This window comes from Halomonas sp. DP3Y7-2 (genome assembly GCF_019800795.1).
Taxonomy (GTDB): Bacteria; Pseudomonadota; Gammaproteobacteria; order Pseudomonadales; family Halomonadaceae; genus Halomonas; species Halomonas litopenaei_A.
Genome location: NZ_JAHVKJ010000001.1, coordinates 405966 through 425401, shown reverse-complemented (window position 1 = coordinate 425401; position 19436 = coordinate 405966). Strand labels below are relative to the sequence as shown.

18 protein-coding genes are annotated in these 19436 nt (G+C 60.4%); 8 read left to right on the top strand and 10 right to left on the bottom strand.

Annotation, left to right across the window (positions count from 1 at the left end; all coding sequences use genetic code 11):
• Positions 1 to 85: 85 nt before the first annotated feature.
• Positions 86 to 1558: a chromosomal replication initiator protein DnaA gene (gene dnaA / locus KUV45_RS01830; protein ID WP_222162269.1), complete on the bottom strand. Its 1473-nt coding sequence runs from the start codon at positions 1556 to 1558 to the stop codon at positions 86 to 88.
• Between the two features lie 547 nt (positions 1559 to 2105).
• Here dnaA and rpmH point away from each other — a divergent pair.
• The 5 genes from rpmH to KUV45_RS01805 all read left to right on the top strand — a co-directional run bounded on the left by rpmH (position 2106) and on the right by KUV45_RS01805 (position 6768).
• Positions 2106 to 2240, top strand: a complete 135-nt coding sequence (gene rpmH / locus KUV45_RS01825; protein ID WP_008959105.1) for a 50S ribosomal protein L34 — start codon at positions 2106 to 2108, stop codon at positions 2238 to 2240.
• Positions 2241 to 2251: 11 nt separating this feature from the next.
• Positions 2252 to 2677, top strand: a complete 426-nt coding sequence (gene rnpA / locus KUV45_RS01820) for a ribonuclease P protein component (RefSeq protein ID WP_206942095.1) — start codon at positions 2252 to 2254, stop codon at positions 2675 to 2677.
• 200 nt (positions 2678 to 2877) lie between these two features.
• On the top strand, positions 2878 to 4554 hold the full coding sequence (yidC, locus tag KUV45_RS01815; protein ID WP_206942094.1) for a membrane protein insertase YidC: 1677 nt from the start codon (positions 2878 to 2880) through the stop codon (positions 4552 to 4554).
• 142 nt (positions 4555 to 4696) lie between these two features.
• Positions 4697 to 6067, top strand: a complete 1371-nt coding sequence (mnmE, locus tag KUV45_RS01810; protein WP_222162270.1) for a tRNA uridine-5-carboxymethylaminomethyl(34) synthesis GTPase MnmE — start codon at positions 4697 to 4699, stop codon at positions 6065 to 6067.
• Positions 6068 to 6195: 128 nt separating this feature from the next.
• Complete coding sequence (locus KUV45_RS01805; RefSeq protein ID WP_222162271.1) at positions 6196 to 6768, top strand: DUF3046 domain-containing protein; 573 nt, start codon at positions 6196 to 6198, stop codon at positions 6766 to 6768.
• 82 nt (positions 6769 to 6850) lie between these two features.
• Here the strand turns inward: KUV45_RS01805 and KUV45_RS01800 are convergent, their stop codons facing one another.
• From KUV45_RS01800 to rdgB, 4 genes are all read right to left on the bottom strand, one after another.
• Positions 6851 to 7720, bottom strand: a complete 870-nt coding sequence (locus KUV45_RS01800) for a 23S rRNA (adenine(2030)-N(6))-methyltransferase RlmJ (protein WP_206942091.1) — start codon at positions 7718 to 7720, stop codon at positions 6851 to 6853.
• 201 nt (positions 7721 to 7921) lie between these two features.
• Positions 7922 to 8596 (bottom strand): OmpA family protein, encoded by a 675-nt coding sequence (locus tag KUV45_RS01795; RefSeq protein ID WP_206942090.1) that lies wholly within the window; start codon positions 8594 to 8596, stop codon positions 7922 to 7924.
• A 38-nt stretch (positions 8597 to 8634) separates the two neighbouring features.
• Positions 8635 to 9801 carry a radical SAM family heme chaperone HemW gene (gene hemW / locus KUV45_RS01790; protein ID WP_222162513.1) on the bottom strand — a complete coding sequence of 389 codons (1167 nt, stop codon included), beginning with the start codon at positions 9799 to 9801 and terminating at the stop codon, positions 8635 to 8637.
• Positions 9802 to 9803: 2 nt separating this feature from the next.
• The gene (gene rdgB / locus KUV45_RS01785) at positions 9804 to 10412 is read right to left on the bottom strand and encodes an RdgB/HAM1 family non-canonical purine NTP pyrophosphatase (protein WP_222162272.1); all 609 of its coding nucleotides are present in this window, start codon (positions 10410 to 10412) and stop codon (positions 9804 to 9806) included.
• A gap of 329 nt (positions 10413 to 10741) precedes the next feature.
• Here rdgB and KUV45_RS01780 point away from each other — a divergent pair, with 329 nt between their 5' ends.
• Positions 10742 to 11413, top strand: a complete 672-nt coding sequence (locus KUV45_RS01780) for a LuxR C-terminal-related transcriptional regulator (RefSeq protein WP_206942087.1) — start codon at positions 10742 to 10744, stop codon at positions 11411 to 11413.
• 198 nt (positions 11414 to 11611) lie between these two features.
• On the opposite strand, the gene KUV45_RS01775 is transcribed toward KUV45_RS01780, so the two are convergent.
• From KUV45_RS01775 to KUV45_RS01755, 5 genes are all read right to left on the bottom strand, one after another.
• Positions 11612 to 12853 (bottom strand): bifunctional aminoglycoside phosphotransferase/ATP-binding protein, encoded by a 1242-nt coding sequence (locus KUV45_RS01775; RefSeq protein WP_206942086.1) that lies wholly within the window; start codon positions 12851 to 12853, stop codon positions 11612 to 11614.
• 12 nt (positions 12854 to 12865) lie between these two features.
• Entirely contained in the window at positions 12866 to 14158 is a 1293-nt protein-coding gene (hemL, locus tag KUV45_RS01770) for a glutamate-1-semialdehyde 2,1-aminomutase (protein WP_206942084.1), read from the bottom strand.
• 165 nt (positions 14159 to 14323) lie between these two features.
• Positions 14324 to 15175 (bottom strand): hydroxymethylpyrimidine/phosphomethylpyrimidine kinase, encoded by an 852-nt coding sequence (locus tag KUV45_RS01765; RefSeq protein WP_224851922.1) that lies wholly within the window; start codon positions 15173 to 15175, stop codon positions 14324 to 14326.
• The gene (gene hemJ, locus KUV45_RS01760; protein ID WP_206942082.1) at positions 15172 to 15603 is read right to left on the bottom strand and encodes a protoporphyrinogen oxidase HemJ; all 432 of its coding nucleotides are present in this window, start codon (positions 15601 to 15603) and stop codon (positions 15172 to 15174) included. The genes KUV45_RS01765 and hemJ overlap by 4 nt, the downstream gene beginning before the upstream one ends.
• A 9-nt stretch (positions 15604 to 15612) precedes the next feature.
• Positions 15613 to 17514 carry a chloride channel protein gene (locus KUV45_RS01755; RefSeq protein ID WP_222162273.1) on the bottom strand — a complete coding sequence of 634 codons (1902 nt, stop codon included), beginning with the start codon at positions 17512 to 17514 and terminating at the stop codon, positions 15613 to 15615.
• 256 nt (positions 17515 to 17770) lie between these two features.
• On the opposite strand from KUV45_RS01755, the gene argC reads away from it, so the two are divergent.
• Both argC and erpA read left to right on the top strand, forming a co-directional pair.
• Positions 17771 to 18805: an N-acetyl-gamma-glutamyl-phosphate reductase gene (gene argC, locus KUV45_RS01750; RefSeq protein ID WP_222162274.1), complete on the top strand. Its 1035-nt coding sequence runs from the start codon at positions 17771 to 17773 to the stop codon at positions 18803 to 18805.
• Positions 18806 to 19049: 244 nt separating this feature from the next.
• Positions 19050 to 19403, top strand: a complete 354-nt coding sequence (gene erpA / locus KUV45_RS01745; protein ID WP_206942076.1) for an iron-sulfur cluster insertion protein ErpA — start codon at positions 19050 to 19052, stop codon at positions 19401 to 19403.
• Positions 19404 to 19436: the final 33 nt, after the last annotated feature.

The window sequence follows — 19436 nt, the reverse complement described above, 5'->3', positions numbered from 1 at the left end:
GACGTAATCGATACATCCATGGCCCCCGGCAACCCCTCTGGGGTGTGATGACACAGCATTGAATGCCGTGGTTGGCCACTCAGCCTCAGCTTGTCAGCAACCGCAGCAGGTTCTTGTAGTCTTCACGGATGTCGGCATTTTCTTCCTGCAGCGCCTGCACCTTTCGGCAAGCATGCAGCACGGTGGTGTGGTCACGGCCCCCAAAGGCATCCCCGATTTCGGGCAGGCTATGGTTCGTCAGCTCCTTGGCCAATGCCATGGCGACCTGGCGCGGGCGAGCCACTGAACGCGAACGTCGCTTCGACAGAAGGTCGGCCAGCTTGATCTTGTAATACTCAGCGACAGTGCGCTGAATATTGTCCACGCCTACCTGCTTGTCCTGGAGGGCCAGCAAATCCTTGAGCGACTCCCGAATAAAGTCCTGGGTAATCGGCTTGCCCATGAAGTGCGAGTCAGCGATGACTTTCTTCAGGGCACCTTCCAGCTCGCGCACATTCGAACGGATCTTCTGGGCAATGAAGAACGCCGCATCGTGGGGCAAGTCGACCTTTGCCTGATCTGCCTTCTTCATCAAGATCGCGACTCGCGTCTCGAGCTCGGGGGGCTCGATGGCAACCGTCAGGCCCCAGCCAAAGCGAGACTTGAGGCGTTCCTCGACCCCACTGATCTCCTTGGGATAGCGGTCAGACGTCAGAATCATCTGCTGACCGCCTTCAAGCAGCGCATTGAAGGTATGGAAAAATTCTTCCTGGGAGCGTTCCTTGCCGGCAAAGAACTGGATGTCATCGATCAACAGCGCATCGACACTACGATAGAAACGCTTGAAATCGTTGATGGCATTCAGCTGCAGCGCCTTGACCATATCGGCAACGAACCGCTCGGAATGGAGATACACCACTCTGGCGTTCTCACGGCGCCCAGCCAGCGCGTTACCGACCGCGTGCATCAAGTGTGTCTTACCAAGACCCACCCCACCGTACAGGAACAAGGGATTGTAGGCACCGCCGGGGTTTTCCGACACCTGGCGAGACGCGGCTCGAGCCAGCTGGTTTGACTTGCCCTCGACGAAGGTCTCGAAGGTGAAATTGGGGTTCAGGCCGCTGGAGTGCTTGAGGCTACCCTCTACCTGTACCTGACGCTCCCCTCCAGCGGAGCGCGCCACCGGGTCGTTGCCCTCGTCCCGCAGCCGATCGACTTCCCTTTCATCGCCGACATCGCCACGGGGTGGGGTCTGCACCGCTGGGGCACGTGGCGCGCTGGCGGAGACCGGATCACCCAGATCCCGCGTCTGGGGAGCGGGCGACGCTGCCCGTCGGCTACCCACAGTGAGCATCACTTTGGGCGGCTTTGCCGGCGCAAGCTCCCGCATCAACTCACTGATTCGCTTTGCATACTTGTCACTGACCCAATCGCGCACAAAGCGATTGGGTGCCAGCAGCCGAAGCTGATTGGACTCCCCTTCTTCCGCCTGCAATGGGCGAATCCAGGTGTTGAACTGCTGGGAACTCAGTTCATCCTGAAGGGTTTGTAGACACTGTTGCCAGAGAGCGAGCGACACGCGAGCTACCTTGGTTGAAGAACGACCGCATATTGTAGCTGCGTCTGAACGAGTTATCCACACGACTTGAGGACCTGAAAAACATTGTGGACAACACATGTTTGCTACCCATGATGAGTCGGGGACAAGCTGAACGCATCATCCGGGCTGTGGATAATTTCGCATCCTGTCCACCTTCCTTGCACCGGCTGCCCTCAACTGCTCAACGTCTTCTCCACATTCTTATTTGCAACGCAACATGATGATATGTTGATAGTTATATGGCTTATCCACAATCTTTATCCCCAGTAATAATCACAACATCAGTCAAGAACTTCCTTTAGTAATAGTGTTAAGGAAGCGCTGCTCCGTGAAGTCACAAGCCCCCACATCGCCAGCGACCAGCGCGCACTCCTCGATGTCGGGCGCTCAGTGAAAAGATTGCACCCGGGGCTTGAAATCACTAAAATGTCCGGTCTTGAGCCGAATACCCCCGGAGGCCCGAGCGGATTCCGGGCGCCTCTGGATGTCTATCCGTTCCAAAAAACCACTGTGGGATTAACGAGTTATGAAGCGCACATTCCAACCGAGCGTTCTCAAGCGCAAGCGCGCGCACGGCTTCCGTGCTCGCATGGCTACCAAGAACGGCCGCGCCGTTCTGGCACGTCGCCGTGCCAAAGGCCGCAAGCGCCTGAGCGCCTAAGCAGGTCCTGCGTGACCTGTCTGACCTTTCCCCGGCACTGCCGCTTGCTGACTGCCGGGGACTACCGCCGTGTGTTTGATGGGGCGGTGTACAAGGTTCACGGCAAAGGCCTGATGGCGCTGGCTGTTCCCAATGAACTGGGGCACCCGCGCCTTGGCCTTGTCTTCAGCAAGAAGAACGTACGCCGAGCGGTAGATCGCAACCGACTGAAGCGACTGGCTCGAGAGTCCGTTCGCCATGCCCAGCACCGACTTCCCTCTGTGGATATCGTCCTGCTGGCCAGACGTGGCATCAACGAGGCCGACAACGATACCGTGCAGCGACAATTGTTCGGTATGTGGCGTCGCCTTGAACGAGAGGCTGAAAAGTCACGACTCTCGAAAGATCCTCGCCAGGCCGGTGCTGCCCAGCCAGAGCCGCAGCGACGCCGCAGCTAGGTAGTGAGAGACTGTGCAATGCCGACCACACTCCGTCTGAGCATGAGCGAGTCCCTCTCCTGGCCCCTTGACGTCACCTCTCGCGACGCGGAACGTCTTCGTACGAATCTTGGCCTGCCTCTGGCAGGCTTTCGTGTATTTCACGCAGGCGTCTCGCGTGACGCCATCGGCATGTTCACTTCCCTTCGGGCAGACCCCTCATGGACGTAAAACGACTACTCCTGCTGATACCCCTGGCGGTGCTCGCCTATCTGATCATGGTGCAGTGGAACCAGGATTATGGTCAGCCGCCGAGCACTCCCGATGCTCCGGCTATCACCAGCAACGCAGCAGATGCCAGCGACGCTTCTTCTTCTCAAGGCCTCGCGGCACCCAGTTCCGCCAACGATGTTGGCAGTGAACTGCCGGGCAGCAGCGAGCCCGCCGCCAATAGTCGAGATCTCGTCGCGGTCATCACCGACGTGCTCGACGTACGCATTGATCCTCAAGGTGGCGATATCGTCTACGCCGCCTTGCCGCAGCACCTGATGAGCCAGGACGGAGATCGTCCTTACGTGCTGCTGTCCAACAACAGCACGCTGAGCTACGTCGCACGTTCAGGGCTTCAGCTTGATGGCAACAGCGGCCGCATCGCCTTTGCCCCGGAGAAGACCGAATATCGCATGGTCGATGGCCAGGACAGCCTGCAAGTCGACATGACCGCCACCGTCAACGGCATCGATATCATCAAGCGCTTTACCTTCAAGCGTGACGACTATGCGGTCAATGTGTCCTACCTGCTGGCCAATGGTGGCGAGTCCGCCGTCAGTGCACGCTTCATCGGGCAACTGGCACGGGACAACAACCCCGATCCTTCAACGGGTCCCAAGATGGGCATGCGTTCCTTCCTGGGTGCTGCCTATTCGTCACCGGACAACCGCTACGAAAAGATCGATTTCGAGGACATCCAGGCCGGGAACTTCCAGAATCGTGAAGTCGAGGGCGGCTGGGTCGCCATCATTCAGCACTACTTCACCTCTGCCTGGGTGCCGCCGCAGCAGCAGGACAATCTTTTCTACGCTGCCACCGATAGTCAGGACCGTAACGTCGCCGCCTTCGCTGGTCAGTCTCAGACGCTGGAACCGGGGGCAGAAGCCAGCCTTGGCGCGACCCTGTACATGGGCCCCAAGGTCCAGGAGCGCCTCGAGGCCGTTGCCCCCAACCTGGAGCTGACGGTCGATTTCGGCTGGCTGTGGTTTATCGCCAACCCGTTGTTCTGGCTGCTGGATCATATCCACAGCCTGATCGGCAACTGGGGCTGGTCCATCGTGATCCTGACCATCATGGTCAAGGCTGCCCTGTGGCCGCTGTCTGCCAAGGCCTACAAGTCCATGGCACGCATGCGCAAGCTGGGTCCGGAAATGCAGCGTCTCAAGGAGCGCTTCGGCGATGATCGCCAGAAGATGTCTCAGGAGATGATGAAGTTCTACCAGAAGGAAAAGATCAATCCTCTGGGTGGCTGTTTGCCGATCCTCATCCAGATGCCGGTGTTCATCGCGCTTTACTGGATGCTGCTGGAATCCGTCGAGCTGCGCCATGCACCGTTCATGCTGTGGATTCAGGATCTGTCGGTGAAGGACCCGTACTTTGTGCTGCCGATCCTGATGGGGGCATCAATGTTCGTGCAGCAGCTGCTCAACCCGACTCCTCCGGACCCGATGCAGGCGAAGATCATGAAGATGCTGCCGATCGTCTTCACCTTCTTCTTCCTGTGGTTCCCTGCAGGTCTGGTCATCTACTGGGTGTGCAACAACTGCATCTCGATCGTTCAGCAGTATGTGATCACCCGCAAGATCGAGGACGACCCCGAGGTCGGCAAGGGCTTGAAGACCAAGTAAGCCCCGTGTGATCAGCAAGTGAACCCCCGCCTCGGCGGGGGTTTGTCGTTTCAGGCCGGCGAGCCTGACAGGCGTGTCCCGCCAGGCTGGCAATGCGCTGTCAGGCACCCGACAATAGGCCCAATCCTTCAGGAGCTTGGATATGACCGCCCCGCTATATACCCAGGACAGCATTTGCGCACTTGCTACCCCGCCCGGGCGTGGAGGCGTCGGCATCATTCGCGTGTCAGGCCCTGCCTGTCGGGACATCGCCAAGGCGATGCTGGGCCATCAACCTGAGCCACGCCAAGCGTTCTATGGCCCTTTCAGGGGCGCTGACAGCATCATCGATGAGGGTATTGCGCTGTTCTTCCAGGGCCCCCACTCCTTCACCGGAGAAGACGTGCTGGAACTGCAGGGGCATGGCGGTCCGATGATCATGGATATGCTGCTGGAGCGCTGTGTCTCCCTCGGCGCCCGGCTGGCAAGGCCAGGCGAATTCTCTGAACGCGCCTTCCTCAACGACAAGCTTGACCTGGCCCAGGCAGAAGCCATCGCCGACCTGATCGACGCCAGCTCTCGGACAGCGGCAGAGAACGCTCTGCGCTCCCTGCAGGGTGAGTTTTCCAGCCGCGTCCAATCCCTGGTTCAGCGACTGATCGAGCTGCGCATGTACGTCGAGGCGGCCATCGACTTCCCTGAGGAGGAAATCGACTTTCTTGCCGATGGCCACGTCGCCGCCAAGCTTCAGCAATTGATGGACCAGCTGGCCGATGTGCGAGCCAGCGCCGGCCAAGGTGCCTTGATGCGCGAAGGCATGAGCGTGGTCATTGCCGGACGCCCCAATGCCGGCAAGTCGAGCCTGCTCAACGCGCTGACAGAGCAGGATACGGCGATCGTCACCGACATCGAAGGCACCACCAGAGACGTCCTGCGTGAGCATATCCACCTGGACGGGATGCCGCTGCATATCATCGATACGGCGGGCTTGCGGGACACCCCGGATGCGGTGGAGAAGATCGGGGTTGCACGGGCCTGGAGCGAAATAGAGAAGGCCGACCGCGTGCTGCTGCTGGTGGATGCCACGACCACCAGTGCCACCGACCCTATGCAGATATGGCCAGAGTTTGTCGAACGACTGCCAGACCCTGCTCGCCTCACCCTGGTACGCAACAAGGTTGACCAGAGTGGTGAAGCAGCAGGGCTCGATCTATCCACAACCCCACCTACCCTCCGGCTGTCAGCCCGCTCTGGCGAGGGTGTGGATAACCTGAAGTCCCATCTCAAGAGCATCATGGGCTTCCAAGCCACCACCGAAGGCCGGTTCTCCGCACGACGGCGACACCTGGATGCACTCGACAGGGCCAAGGAGGCCATGGATAACGGCAATGCCCAGCTCATGGGCCATGGTGCCGGCGAGCTGCTGGCCGAGGACCTGCGAGACGCGCAGCAAGCCCTGGGAGAGATCACGGGTGAATTCAGCGCCGATGACCTGCTGGGCGAGATCTTCGGCAGCTTCTGCATCGGGAAGTGACAGCGCTCATCAGACCGCATACGCCCTTCTCAAGCCGCTACGGCACAATGCCGGGGGTCGCTGCGTACAGAAGATAGTGAGCGACTCTCTACACTGGAGGGACATGCTGCCCCCTTCAGGAGTCGCTCATGAAAGCGCTAGTCATGTCAGCCGCCCTCGGACTTGCCTGCCTATCGGCCAACGCCTCGGCAGACTGGAACCTGATGGATGACGAATCACGCCTGTGGTTCGGTTCAGTGAAGAATGAAAGCGTCGGTGAAACGCATGTCCTTGGCTCGCTAACGGGCCATATCGACGACGACGGCAAGGTGGCTATCGAGGCCACCACCGCCTCTCTCGATAGCGGTATCGATATTCGCGATGAGCGCATGCAAGAGCACCTGTTCCCGACTCCTAGCCTGGCGATCAGCAGCAACCTGGACCCCACGCAGTTTGCGTCGCTGATGCCCGGCAACACGCTCTTGGCCCGGGTACCCGTTAGCGTCACTCTAGGCGCTGCTGGCAGCGACTATGACGCCACAGTGATGGTCGTTCGACTTTCCGAATCGCGCTGGCTGGTCGTCTCCGATCAGCCGATCTGGGTCGGCGCCTCCTCACTGGGGCTCGTCCAGGGTATCGCCACCCTTCAAGATATCGCCGGCCTGTCTTCCATCGCGCGGACGTCGCCGGTGGGTTTTCGGCTGCTGTTCGAATCGCCCTAGGCGCGGTTCGCATCCGTCCGGGAGCTGCTGGTGTGGCGCCAGGTAGCAACTCTATGGTGGCTCAGAACCTGGGCCTGGCGCCCTACTCTTCTACCCACCAGTGCTGTTCATGACGAGCCTGAGGTCCCAGCAATGGAAGCCAGGTGTCGATGGCAGCGCCCATGCGCTGGTCGACGCCCCAGGGAGGATTAGCGATCAACATGCCGCTGCCGTACATGCCGTGACGGGATTCGCCAGGAGGGGCCAGGCTGACCTCGCTGCGCCACAGTTTGCGCACACCGCTTGAGCGCAGCTCCTCCAGCATGTCCTGATGACGTCCAGCCGGCAGCAGTGGGTACCACAGCATGATCACGGCATGCCGAACCTTGCCGAGCACATGTACCAGGGTCCTGGCCACCTCCTGGTACTCGGACTTCTGCTCGAAGCTGGGATCCATCAACACACAAAGCCTTGGTGTTTTCACCGGCACCAGGGATTTCAATCCCGCCAGTCCATCACCATGGATGCGTTGGATAAGCGGCAGCGTGTCAGCATCCACCAGCGATTGCTGGGTCAAATGGCCGTGCTCACCCGGGTGCAGCTCAAACAAGCGAAGGCGGTCCTGCTTGCGCAGACGATGCCCCAGCCACCAGGGCGAACCAGGATAGTGGGACAATCCTGTCGACCCTGATTGCAACGAGGCGACAGCATCGAGCCAGGCACTCAACAGCTCCTGCTCTTTCACGTCGCCTTGGTGACGAGATACCCACAGCCGCTGAACACCGGTTTCGTACTCTTTGAGACGTGCCGTTTCAGCGGCAGCGAGAGGATAGCTACCTCGTCCCGCATGCGTATCTACAAACGTAATAGCACTATCTTTACGTAATAAGTGTTCGGTAACACTGTAAAGCCATAAATGCTTGTGAACATCGGCGAAATTGCCGGCATGGTAAGCGTGTTGATAAGAGAGCATGGCATTCCGCCTGGTGTGCATCGCGATGGGGAATCCGCGGTCATCCATCGCAGGATAAAGAGGACTATGATAGCGGGACAATCGCCCAGAGGTCGCGGAAGGCATCTGCCGAATGCCTGACCGCTCCAGCCAACACAAAGGCCCGCGTCCTTTCGGAGCGCGGGCCTTGATGTCGACGGGCCTGGAATCAGGCGTGTCGTCTTATCCCTGCTGGCCGGTCGGCGTCAGGGTGATCTCGACGCGACGGTTCTGCGCGCGACCTTCCTCGGTATTGTTGCTGGCCACCGGCTGGTTTTCACCATAGCCGCTGACATAAAGGCGGTTGGACGCCACGCCCTGGCCTTGCAGGTAACTGCCGACGGACTGCGCGCGTCGCTCGGACAGGCGCTGGTTGTAGCTGGCGTCACCGGTAGAGTCGGTGTGGCCAGCGATGTTGATGCGGGTTTCCGGATACTGGGTCAGGACATTCGCCACATCATTCAATGCGCTGGTGGCACTGCCGGTGAGATCGGCGGAATCGAAGCCGAAGGTCACGCTACTCGGCATATTGAGCACGATGTTGTCGCCTTGGCGCTCTACACCGATACCGGTGCCCTGCATGCTCTGGCGCAACTGCTCTTCCTGGCGGTCCATGTAAACGCCAATCCCGCCACCAACAGCAGCACCGGCGGCGGCACCGATCAGCGCACGGTCACGCTTGCTGGTGCTACCGTCACCACTGATGGCACCTGCCGCTGCGCCCACTGCGGCGCCCACGGCAGCGCCGATACCGGTGTTGTTACGATCGGTCTGGCCAGTGTAAGGGTCCGTTGTGGAGCAACCAGCCAGAATCACGGCGGCAGCCAGTGGGGCAATCAGTCGAATCTTGCGGCTCATAGCGTCAACGTCTCCTTCCATGTATTACATCGTCCCTTTCAGTCATCGCTGAACAGGGTCAAAAGGTCGTTCAAGAATAATAGACCTTGGGCAGAAGCTTGAACCCTGGCGGCATCTTGCACAATAAGTCCCTTTTCACGCGCCCTGTCGATCTTCGGCGACAGTTCATCAAACGGACGTCCTGTGCACGCCTGCCAGGTCTCAACCGGTACGCCCTCCACCAGACGCAGTGCGTTCATGGCGAATTCCAGCGCCACCTCATCATCTGTGACACGTCGATGTCCAGCAATGAAGCCCCGGGGATCGTTCAAGCGGCGCAGATACGCCTCTGGCTGGCGGGTCTTCCAGCGCCGCTCGATGGCGAACCCGGTCGCGCCGGGTTGGCTGATCTTGGCGTGAGCCCCGGCACCGATGCCGAGATAATCCCCAAAGCGCCAGTAGTTGAGGTTATGTCTCGCGCGTCTGCCTGACTGGGCATAGGCTGAAATTTCATAGCGTTGAAAGCCAGCGGCCTCCAGGCGCTCATGACCTTCATCCTGGATATCCCAGAGCACTTCTTCCTCGGGCAGCGTCGGCGGATGAGCATGAAACTCGGTGTTGGGTTCCAGCGTCAGCTGGTACCAGGAGAGATGCTCCGGCGCCAGGGCAATGGCCTGCTCGAGATCTGCCAGAGCCAGCTGCGGCGTCTGCCCGGGCAGACCATGCATCAGATCCAGATTGAGATTATCAAAGCCCGCCTCGCGCGCCTCGGTCACCGCGTGAAGCGCATCTTCACCGCTGTGGATGCGCCCCAAGGCCTTGAGCTGTTCCGGATGAAAGCTCTGGACCCCCAGCGAAAGACGATTGATACCCGCCTCTCGGTAGGCCGCGAAGCGCCCCCTCTCGAGGGTCCCTGGATTGGCCTCGAGGGTGATTTCAATGTCAGCGGCAAAGGGCAGCCGCTTGCGCGCTTCATCGAGCAGACGCTGATAAAAGTGGCCGGACATCAAGCTCGGCGTCCCTCCACCAATAAAGATACTGGTGAGCTCACGCCCCTGGGCCAGACCAGCGTCGTTGTCGAGATCGGCCAACAAGGCAGACAGGTACGCCTCTTCCGGCAACTCTGCCTGTCGGCCAACGCCGTGTGAGTTGAAATCACAGTACGGACATTTGCGCACGCACCAGGGTACGTGCACGTACATCGACAGTGGGGGCAGGGTAGCCATCGTCACTGCTTGGTCCGTTCGAGTTCGGCCAGCAGCTGAGACAAGGCACGACCGCGGTGGCTGAGCCGGTTCTTTTCGGCAGCGCTCAGCTCTGCCGCCGTTGCGCCCTGATCAGGAAGCCAGAACAGCGGATCATAGCCGAATCCGCCCTGCCCGCGCGGATGGGCAAGAATTTCGCCGCGCCAGTGAGACTGCACGATCAACGGCACGGGATCCTCGGGATGCTCGAGCAATACCAGTACGCACCAGTAGCTGGCACCACGGCTGCCTTCAGGCACGTCGGCCAGCGCCTCAAGCAATGTATCGTTGTTGCGGCCATCATCCTTGGGCTCGCCAGCAAAGCGCGCCGAATAGATCCCCGGACGCCCGGCCAGGGCATCCACTGCCAGTCCTGAATCGTCAGCCAGGGCTGGACGGCCACTCACTCGGCTGGCTTCTCGCGCCTTGAGCAAGGCGTTCTCGACAAACGTCAGCCCCGTCTCCTCGACCTCTTTCACGTCGAAATCCGATTGGGCCTGCACCTTGATACCCAAGGGGGCCAACATCTCGCCCAGCTCCCTTAGTTTGCCGGCATTGCCGCTTGCCAGCACGAGTTCTGTCAGGTGGCTCATGGTCTCGCTCATTGGTGGAAAGTATCTTGAAATCCCCGGCGATACGCCGGAATGTTTGCCTATACTCTAGCATGGGCAAGATGAGTTCCGATTCAGCACAAATACTGATACGTGAACCAGGAAAATGCCGCCATATCATGCCGTCAAAGGCGGATAGAGCCCCTCGTCCGGTCGTTGTTTTGTTCGCGGGAGCCGTTTTTTGGCAAACTTTACTGTGCAGGTGTTACAGAATCTTACAAAAGATATAAAATAGGCGCATAATGACCAACACGACTTAGTCATGCCCATCCGCCGAGGGCAGGCGGCAGCGGATGCACGGAGACACGACGATGAGCCACGCCACAGGACAGATAGTGCTGGTGACTGACCACAACCCTCAGTCGCTGCTCTTTATCAATTACATCAAGGATCAGTTCCACTGCCCTGTATCCATCGCTGCACCTGCCGACACCATTGATGTCGATGACTCCCAGCCGGTGCTGGTGTTGATGGATGCCGACCATGTGGACGACACCGCCATGCAGCACTGGCAGGATGTCAGCTCTCACCATCATGGGCTGTTGCTCACTGCCTTCAACCTGCGAGATGAAGAACATGCGCTGGAGGTGCTCTCCTTCATGCATCTACGTGGTGTCTTCTATCGTCAAGACAGCCTGGAGAGCATCTGCAAGGGGATCGCCAAGCTGTTCGAGTCCGACGACCTGTGGATGTCGCGGTCGCTGATGACCCGGCTCATCGAGTTTTCGCGACGCCAGCAGCTCAATGCCTATCGTCCTGCCTGTGGACTGACCCAGCGGGAAATGGAAATCATCGGCCTGCTGGGGTCGGGGGCATCCAACATGGAAATCGCCGAGCGTCTTTGCGTCAGCGAACACACGGTAAAGTCCCACCTCTATAACGTGTTCAAGAAGATTCGGGTCAGCAACCGCCTGCAAGCCGTCAACTGGGCTCGCCAGAACCTCGGCGCCCCGCCCCCCAGACGTAGCACTGCCATGCGCTGATCACTGCCCTGCGCTGATCAAAAGAAAAACGGACGCCGGCCATTGCCGGCGTCCGTGCTCTGCACTCATGCCATAGTCAATGATGTGATCGTCAAGCCTTGGGTAGACACTCACGGCCTCTGCTGGCTCGCTACCATCGTCGCGCCGACCACTCGCTACCATCAACGCGCCGACCACTCGCTACCACCATCGCGCCGACTAGAGGACGCGAATGTGCTCTTCAATCAGGCTTGCCAAGGTCTCTGCAGCGTTGTCTGCTGTACTATCGAGGCGCACCAGATGCAGCCTTTCCTCGTCAGTGAAGTCCTCGAACGCATCCTGCTGCGCTGCCAGCACGGCAAGACTCAGTGATTCGTCCCGTTCATTGCGAACCGCCCGCTTGCTGATACGACGTCGCAGGGTCTCGTCATCGGCTTCAAAGCTGACCAGCAGTACCGGCAGGCCTCTGGCTTCCGCCTGCCATCGCAACAGCTCACGCTGACCGCGCTCGAGGAAGGTCCCGTCGACGCACACCATATAGCCGGCATCCAGCAGGATACCCGCACAGGTCGCCAGCCGCTGATAGGTCTTGTCTGTTGCCTCTCGGGTGTAGATATCCACAGGCAGACCATCGCCCTCGGCCTGTGGACTAAAACCATGCAGCAACATGCGCTGCACGTCTGAACTCAGTCTTACCGCTCCGAGGCGACCCACCAGTGTCTTGGTGAAGCGGCTCTTGCCACTGCCGGAGACGCCTACACCGATCACCAACGGAGGGAACCGGAACTCGGCATGTCGCTCCGCCAACGTCAGATAGCGACGGAAGGCATTCATGGTCTCGGCCATCAGCGCGGGTCGCTCATGACCCGACGTGAAGCGACGTTGCAGCACACGACGCATGCCCGCCATTGCCTCGATGACCTGCAGCAGCGACAGAATCCGCGCCAGCTCGTAGTCGCCGCTGCGGCGCAGGTAACCGTCCAGAGCCTGATGCGACAGCGTCATCTCTCCGCGCAGCTCCAGCTCAACCCTGAGGCTTGCCAGATCATGGCCTGGGTCGGCCATCTCAGGATAGTCAAAGGGCTGCGGGTCCTGGGCAGCACTCTGGGCCACCACCAGGCGGCCGTTATCGCAAAGCCGTACATCGGAATATTCCATGTACCAGCGGCTCGGGCGCAAACGGTCCTGGCGAACTTCGATGATCGGGGCCAGTCGATCGAACTCCTGGTCCAGCCACACCTTGAGTGACGCCAGACGTTGCACGTCCTCGTCACCGGACAGCAGGGCCTTGCAGGCGCTGTGTTCTGCCTCGCTGCGTTGTTTCAGCACGCTTAGCGCATCGGGCAGTGCCACCTCGGGCGGCAACGGCTCGGCGTGAAACTCTGCCAGCACATCCAGCAGTTCTTCCAGGGTAAAGGGCTCCAGCGCGGTGTCCGGCGAAGCGGCGTCATTGCCAGTCATGGTCGGCTCCTTTCAGGCCTGGGTCGTCATCTGTGCAAAGGCGTGTTCTGCGGCGTCCAGAGTACGCTGAATATCTTCCGGCGTGTGAGCGCTGGACATGAAACCGGCCTCATAAGCGGAGGGCGCCAGATAGACCCCTTGATCCAGCATGGCGGCAAAGAAACGGCGGAAGGCATCCGCATCACAGGCAGTGGCCTGTGCAAAGTTCTCCACGCTGCTCTGGGCGGTGAAGAACAGGCCGAACATGCCCCCCGCACGCTGCGTGATGAGATCCACACCCGCCGCTCTTGCCCGGCTTTCCAAGCCGTTGCAGAGGGTCTCGACGCGCTGTGCCAGCGCATTATGGAAACCAGGCTCACGCAATTTCTTCAGCAGGGCCACCCCCGCTGCCATCGCCAAAGGGTTACCCGCGAGGGTGCCCGCCTGGTAAACCGGCCCTAACGGAGACAGTTCGCTCATGATCTCGCGGCTGCCGCCAAAGGCGCCTACCGGCATGCCCCCACCGACGATCTTGCCCAGGCAGGTCAGGTCAGGCGTCACCCCGTAGTGGGCCTGGGCGCCACCCAGGGCCACCCGGAACCCGGTCATCACCTCGTCAAAGATCAACACGCTCTGGTGGCGGTCGCACACCTGGCGCAGTGTCTTGAGGAAGTCCGCGTTGGGCGGAATGCAGTTCATGTTGCCGGCCACCGGCTCGACGATGATGCAGGCAATCTGGCTACCGATTTCCTCGAAGCAGCGTTCCACCTCGTCGCTGTCATTGTAGGACAAGGTAATAGTGTGCTCAGCCAACGCAGCGGGTACCCCAGGGGAACTCGGCTCGCCATGGGTCAAGGCGCCGGACCCTGCCTTCACCAGCAGCGAATCACTGTGACCGTGATAGTTACCCTCAAACTTCACGATCTTGTCACGCCCGGTGTAGCCGCGAGCCAGGCGAATCGCCGACATGGTCGCCTCGGTACCGGAATTGGTCATGCGCACCATCTCGATGCTCGGGATGATCTCGCAGATCAGGTCCGCCATGGTCGTTTCGACCGCGGTGGGGGTACCGAAGGACAGCCCCTTGTCCAGACGCTCACGCACGGCGCCAAGCACATCAGGATCGGCGTGACCGGTGATCATCGGGCCCCAGGAGCCGACATAGTCGACATAGCGCTTGCCTTCGACGTCAACGAGATAGGCGCCTTGCGCACTCTCCATGAACACTGGCGGACGATGCAGCCCCTTGAACGCGCGCACCGGTGAATTGACGCCACCGGGGATGTGCCGACAGGCCTGTTCGAAGAGCTCAGCGGATGTGGTCATGGAAACCTCTTTGCCCAAGTGTAAGTTCTGTCGTCGGTGCTAGGCACCGATACGGTGAATGAAGGCCTGTGGATAACCCTGTGGAGGGCATGGGATAACCCGGTGAATGTGGCCCAAATGTCTCGCAAGTTGCCCGATTCTGTGACATATGACGCAGGCTACCCATCATACCTTGACCTCGTCTGGCGAAAAGCGTGGCGTCGGCATTTTCCACAGCCTGCGAGGCAGCGACTGGCCGTGGCCGGGATCCCAGCCGTGGGCCAGCGCCTGCCAGGCGAAGACCTGGGCCTGTTCGCAAGCCTGTACCAGAGTTTCACCTGCCGCCAGCCGCGCTGCCAAGGCGGAAGCCAAGGTGCAGCCGGACCCATGATAGCTCGCGGGTAGTCGTGGCCACGTCCACTGACGATCGCTATCGGGCGTGTGCAAGGTGTGGGACACCGTGTCGCGCGCCTTGCCGGGTTCAGGGTCATCGGTGCCGGTCACCAGCACGGCCTGACACCCCTGGTGCATCAGGCTGACACAGCGTTCCGTGTCATCCTGATAGTCGGCTCCGGCCAGCCGTGCCAGTTCACCACGGTTCGGCGTCAGGATATCGATCATCGGGAGCAATTGCTGCCGATAGGCATCGATCAACTCCTGGGTCGCCAGGGATGCTCCGCCTCCCGCTCTCAACACAGGATCTGCCACCACGGGAATTCCCGGTCGCCGCTTGATCACGTCAACCACTGCATCGAGCCCTTCCAGATCCGCAATCAAGCCAATCTTGATCGCCGCAATCGGCAGCGAGGCCAGTGCCTTGGCCGCCTCTCTGATGCCAGACGCCGGCAGCGGATGCAGCGAGTGCACATCACGCAGATCCTGTACCGTCAGTGCGGTAGGAATGGTCATCGCCCAACCGCCGCAAGCCGCCACGCTCTCGGCATCAGCGACCAGCCCAGCACCTCCGGTAGGGTCATGGCCCGACAGCACCAGCACTATCGGCAGATGGGGTGAATATTCCGCGTTCAAGCTATTCAAAAGGGTTTCACCACAGCCAGGATGATGATCGCTACCAGCGCCAGCACCGGCAGCTCATTGAAGACACGGAAAAACGTGGCACTGCGTCGGCAGCGGTCTGCTGCCAGCTGCTTCAGGTAGATCAGGCAAACATGGTGATAGGCCACCAGCGCCACCACCAATGCCAGCTTGGCATGCAGCCAGCCCTGACTCATCCAGCCAGGGTTGAGCCATACCAGCAGGGCACCAAACAACAGCACAGCCACCATGGAGGGGGTCATGATGCCGCGATACAGCTTGCGCTCCATGACCATGAAGGTGTCCATGGTTGCGTACTCACCCTTGTCTCTGGCCTGGGCGTGGTACACGTACAGGCGGGGGAGATAGAACATCGCCGCAAACCAGGTCACGATGGACATCAGGTGAAAGGCTTTTATCCACAGGTACATGTCAACTCCTCAGGCTGTGGATGAATCAGACAGGCGGTAGTACCGCTCGATGGCGTCACGGGTGATGATACCGGAAATTCGTTTCTGCTTCGGTCGATAACCATGTTCTACATAGAGTCCATCGACCTTGCTTTCGTTCAGCACGTTCAATGCTTCCGTCAGTGTTGCCTGTAGGTGGATGGGCACCAGGTCGAGTCGCTGACCGGGTATTTCCAGCAGGTCGAGCAACGCCTGCTTGTCCTCGGCCTGCTCGGTTTCCGGTGGAGGCGAGCGCAGGGGGGAGCGATCCACGTTCTTGCCAGCAATGCTCTCCGCTGGCGATTCTGCCTCTATCAACGCTTCCATCATGCTGTCGTCCGGATCACTGACCTTATCCTTGGCCGCTGCCTCCCGCTCATCTTGCTCGATCAGGTAGCGCGCCAGATCCGCGGCCTTAAGGGCAAGGGTCGGTTTGTCATCCGTGGATCGCTCGATAATGATCCAGACAGGCTTGGCCTCCAGCAAGGCGCGAGCTTGCCCCTCGGAGACACGCCGCTTGGTTCTCACCAGGCTGCGTTCCATGACCGCTGGCACCGACACCCGGGACAGTGCTTGCATCAACGGTTGCTGGAGCGGATGCAGGCCGTGCAGCTTGACGCTGATAAAGAAGCCATCGCAACGACACAATTGCCGGGTGGTAAGGCCCGCAACGACCACTGCCAGCATGCCCGGTAGCAGGATGTGCGGAATATGGGTCAGTTCCAGCAGTGCCATCAACGCAGCGAGAGGCGCCTGCAGCACCGCTCCCATCATTGCCGCCATGCCAATCATGGCGAACAGACCGGGATCGGCCGCCTTCTCAGGCCACAGCCAGGTCCCGGCCAGACCGAACATGGCTCCCGCTGCTGCGCCAATCACCAGCACCGGGCCAATGATGCTGACCGGCACACCGCAACCTACCGCGAACGCCGTCAGCAGCAGCTTGCCAAGCACCAGGGCCAACAGAATGTCGAGTGCCAGCCGATTGAACAGGGCATCTGACAGGCTGTCATAGCCGATGCCTTGTACCTGGGGATAGCACCAGGCCAGTAACGCCGCCAGGGCACCGACCATCGTCAACCGCCACCACAGCGGCAGGCGTGCCAATCTCTCGGAACGGGACACGTGAATGAACAACCCCGCCAGCAATCCGATGCCAAAGGCCATGACGGCAATCCAATAAATATTGAATAGCGATCCCAGGGCCAGGTCGGGCACCGCGAAGGCGGGCTCGGCGCCATACACCAGCTGCGATACCAGAGCCCCCATGCAGGCCGCCAGGATCACCGGCATGAAGCCGACAATGGTGTACTCCATCATCACCACTTCCATGGCGAAGATCACCCCGGCGATAGGGGTATTGAAGGAAGCCGCGATACCGGCCGCGGTACCGCAGGCCACCAGCACACGCAGACTGTTGTGAGGAAGGCGCAGCAACTGACCAAGCCCACTGGAGGCCGCGGCGCCCAGGTGAATCGCGGGCCCCTCCCTCCCGGCAGAGAGACCGCCTACCACCGTCACCACCCCGACCCACCATTGATTCAGCCAGTTACGCAGCGGAAAGCGTCCCTGGTGATAGGTCAGGCGCTCGATGACATGGCTCACCCCAATCTTGCGGGCCGCCAACGGCTGACGCCACAACGCAAACCCGATGATGGTCACCGCCAGGATCGGGAGTACCATGCGCAGCCCGGTAGACAGCTGTTCGAAGGCCTCAGGGTCGTCATGGGGCATGACCAGCATCGCCCCCAGCATCAGAGCAAGGCGAAACACCACCATCAAACTACCGGTGATCAAGCCGGTCGCAATGCCCAGTACACACAGTTGCGGCAGGGCATCGACGCTCGCCAGCTGGCGGCGGAAGGCATCGAGACTGAGATCTGGCAGGCGCATGGCTTCCTTGTTTCCTTCCGTGAAGGCAGAGGGCGGGTCCCTGTCACACCCAAGTGGCCACGGCTCGAGTGAAGTGACTGTCTCTTGTGTATCATAGAACGGGACCCGGCACCCAGACGGCTGGCATGACTCGGCTCTGCCCCGGGGACCTCCCGAATGCGTCGGGGCCTTGGCGCCAGGCCGGTTATTGCGCCGGCAATGGGCTACTTATCGTTCAGGCAATGCGCTGATAGAGCAAAGTGCAAAGGAGCATCACGTGATCAAGGTTGGAATCGTCGGCGGTACCGGCTACACCGGTGTCGAACTGCTCAGACTGCTGGCTCGCCACCCTGGCGTCGAGGTGGATGCCATCACCTCACGCAGCGAAGCAGGTCTCGGCGTGGCCGAACTGTACCCCAACCTGCGCGGTCACTATGACGGACTGTGCTTTAGTGAACCTGACCCAGAGCGTCTCGCAGCCTGTGATGCGGTTTTCTTCGCCACGCCCCACGGCGTTGCTCATGCGCTGGCGGGGGATCTTCTCGAGCGCGGCACTCGCGTCATCGACCTGTCAGCAGATTTTCGCCTGCGCGACGCTGACGTGTGGGCCGAATGGTACGGCCAGCCTCATGGTGCTCCAGGACTGCTCGAAGAAGCCGTCTACGGCCTGCCGGAAGTCAATCGCGACCAGATCAAGCAAGCGCGGCTGATTGCCGTACCGGGTTGCTATCCTACCGCCGTACAGCTCGGCTTCCTGCCGCTGCTGGAAGCAGGGCTGATCGATCCTGAGCAGCTCATCGCCGACTGCAAGTCCGGGGTGACCGGTGCGGGCAGAGGCGCAAAGGTTCCCTCCCTGCTGGCCGAGGCGAGCGAATCCATGAAGGCCTACGGCGCTTCTGGTCATCGCCATTTACCTGAGATACGGCAGGGTCTTGGGGATGCCGCAGGCCAGGATGTTGCCCTGACCTTCGTGCCACACCTGACACCGATGATCCGTGGCATACATGCCACGCTCTACGGACAGCTCACCGGCGATCCTGGCGACCTTCAGCAGCGCTTCGAAGAGCGCTTCGCCAATGAACCCTTTGTCGATGTGATGCCCGCAGGCAGCCATCCGGAGACCCGCAGTGTCAAAGGCGCCAATCTCTGCCGTATCGCCGTCCATCGCCCTGGCAACGGCAATACGGTTGTCGTGCTCGCGGTCATCGATAACCTGGTCAAGGGGGCGTCGGGGCAGGCCATCCATGCGCTCAACCTGATGTTCGACTTTGATGAGACGGCGGGACTCGATGCCCCAGCCATCATGCCCTGACCGACGGAAATCCTGCCACGACGGTTTTCCGGGACAGACAGGTCACAACGGGAAGATGGCGCGATAGGTCGCGAGAGACATGAGAAGGAACACGCTGTCGTGCCGTCACGCTGGCGGCGCGGCGCTACCTCCTTGGAAAAGTTGACCCTTTTACTCTGGTTTAGGGATAATACCCGGTGTTGTTCGTCTTGGGCGCCTGACGCCTGGAATGACACTCCATGTGACCTGACCCCCGGAGCTCCTCATGAGCGGTGCCGAATCCTTTGTTCCTACTCCGTTGCTGCTGTCCGACAACGCACAGCGTCGTCTCAAGGCGCTGATGGCCGAGGACGGTGCCGAAAAGATCGCCCTGCGCGTGTATGTCACAGGTGGCGGCTGTTCGGGATTTCAATACGGCTTCGACGTCGCCGACAGCTTCAACGACGACGACACCGAAATCCCTTTCGGCAGCGTTTCGCTGGTGGTTGACCCGCTGTCCTACCAATACCTGGTGGGCTCGACCATTGACTACGAAGAGGGCCTGGCCGGGGCTCGCTTTCTGGTCCAGAACCCCAACGCCACCACGACCTGCGGCTGCGGTGCATCGTTCATGGTGTAACCCGCCGCAAGCCAGACATCTGACGCAGCCCAA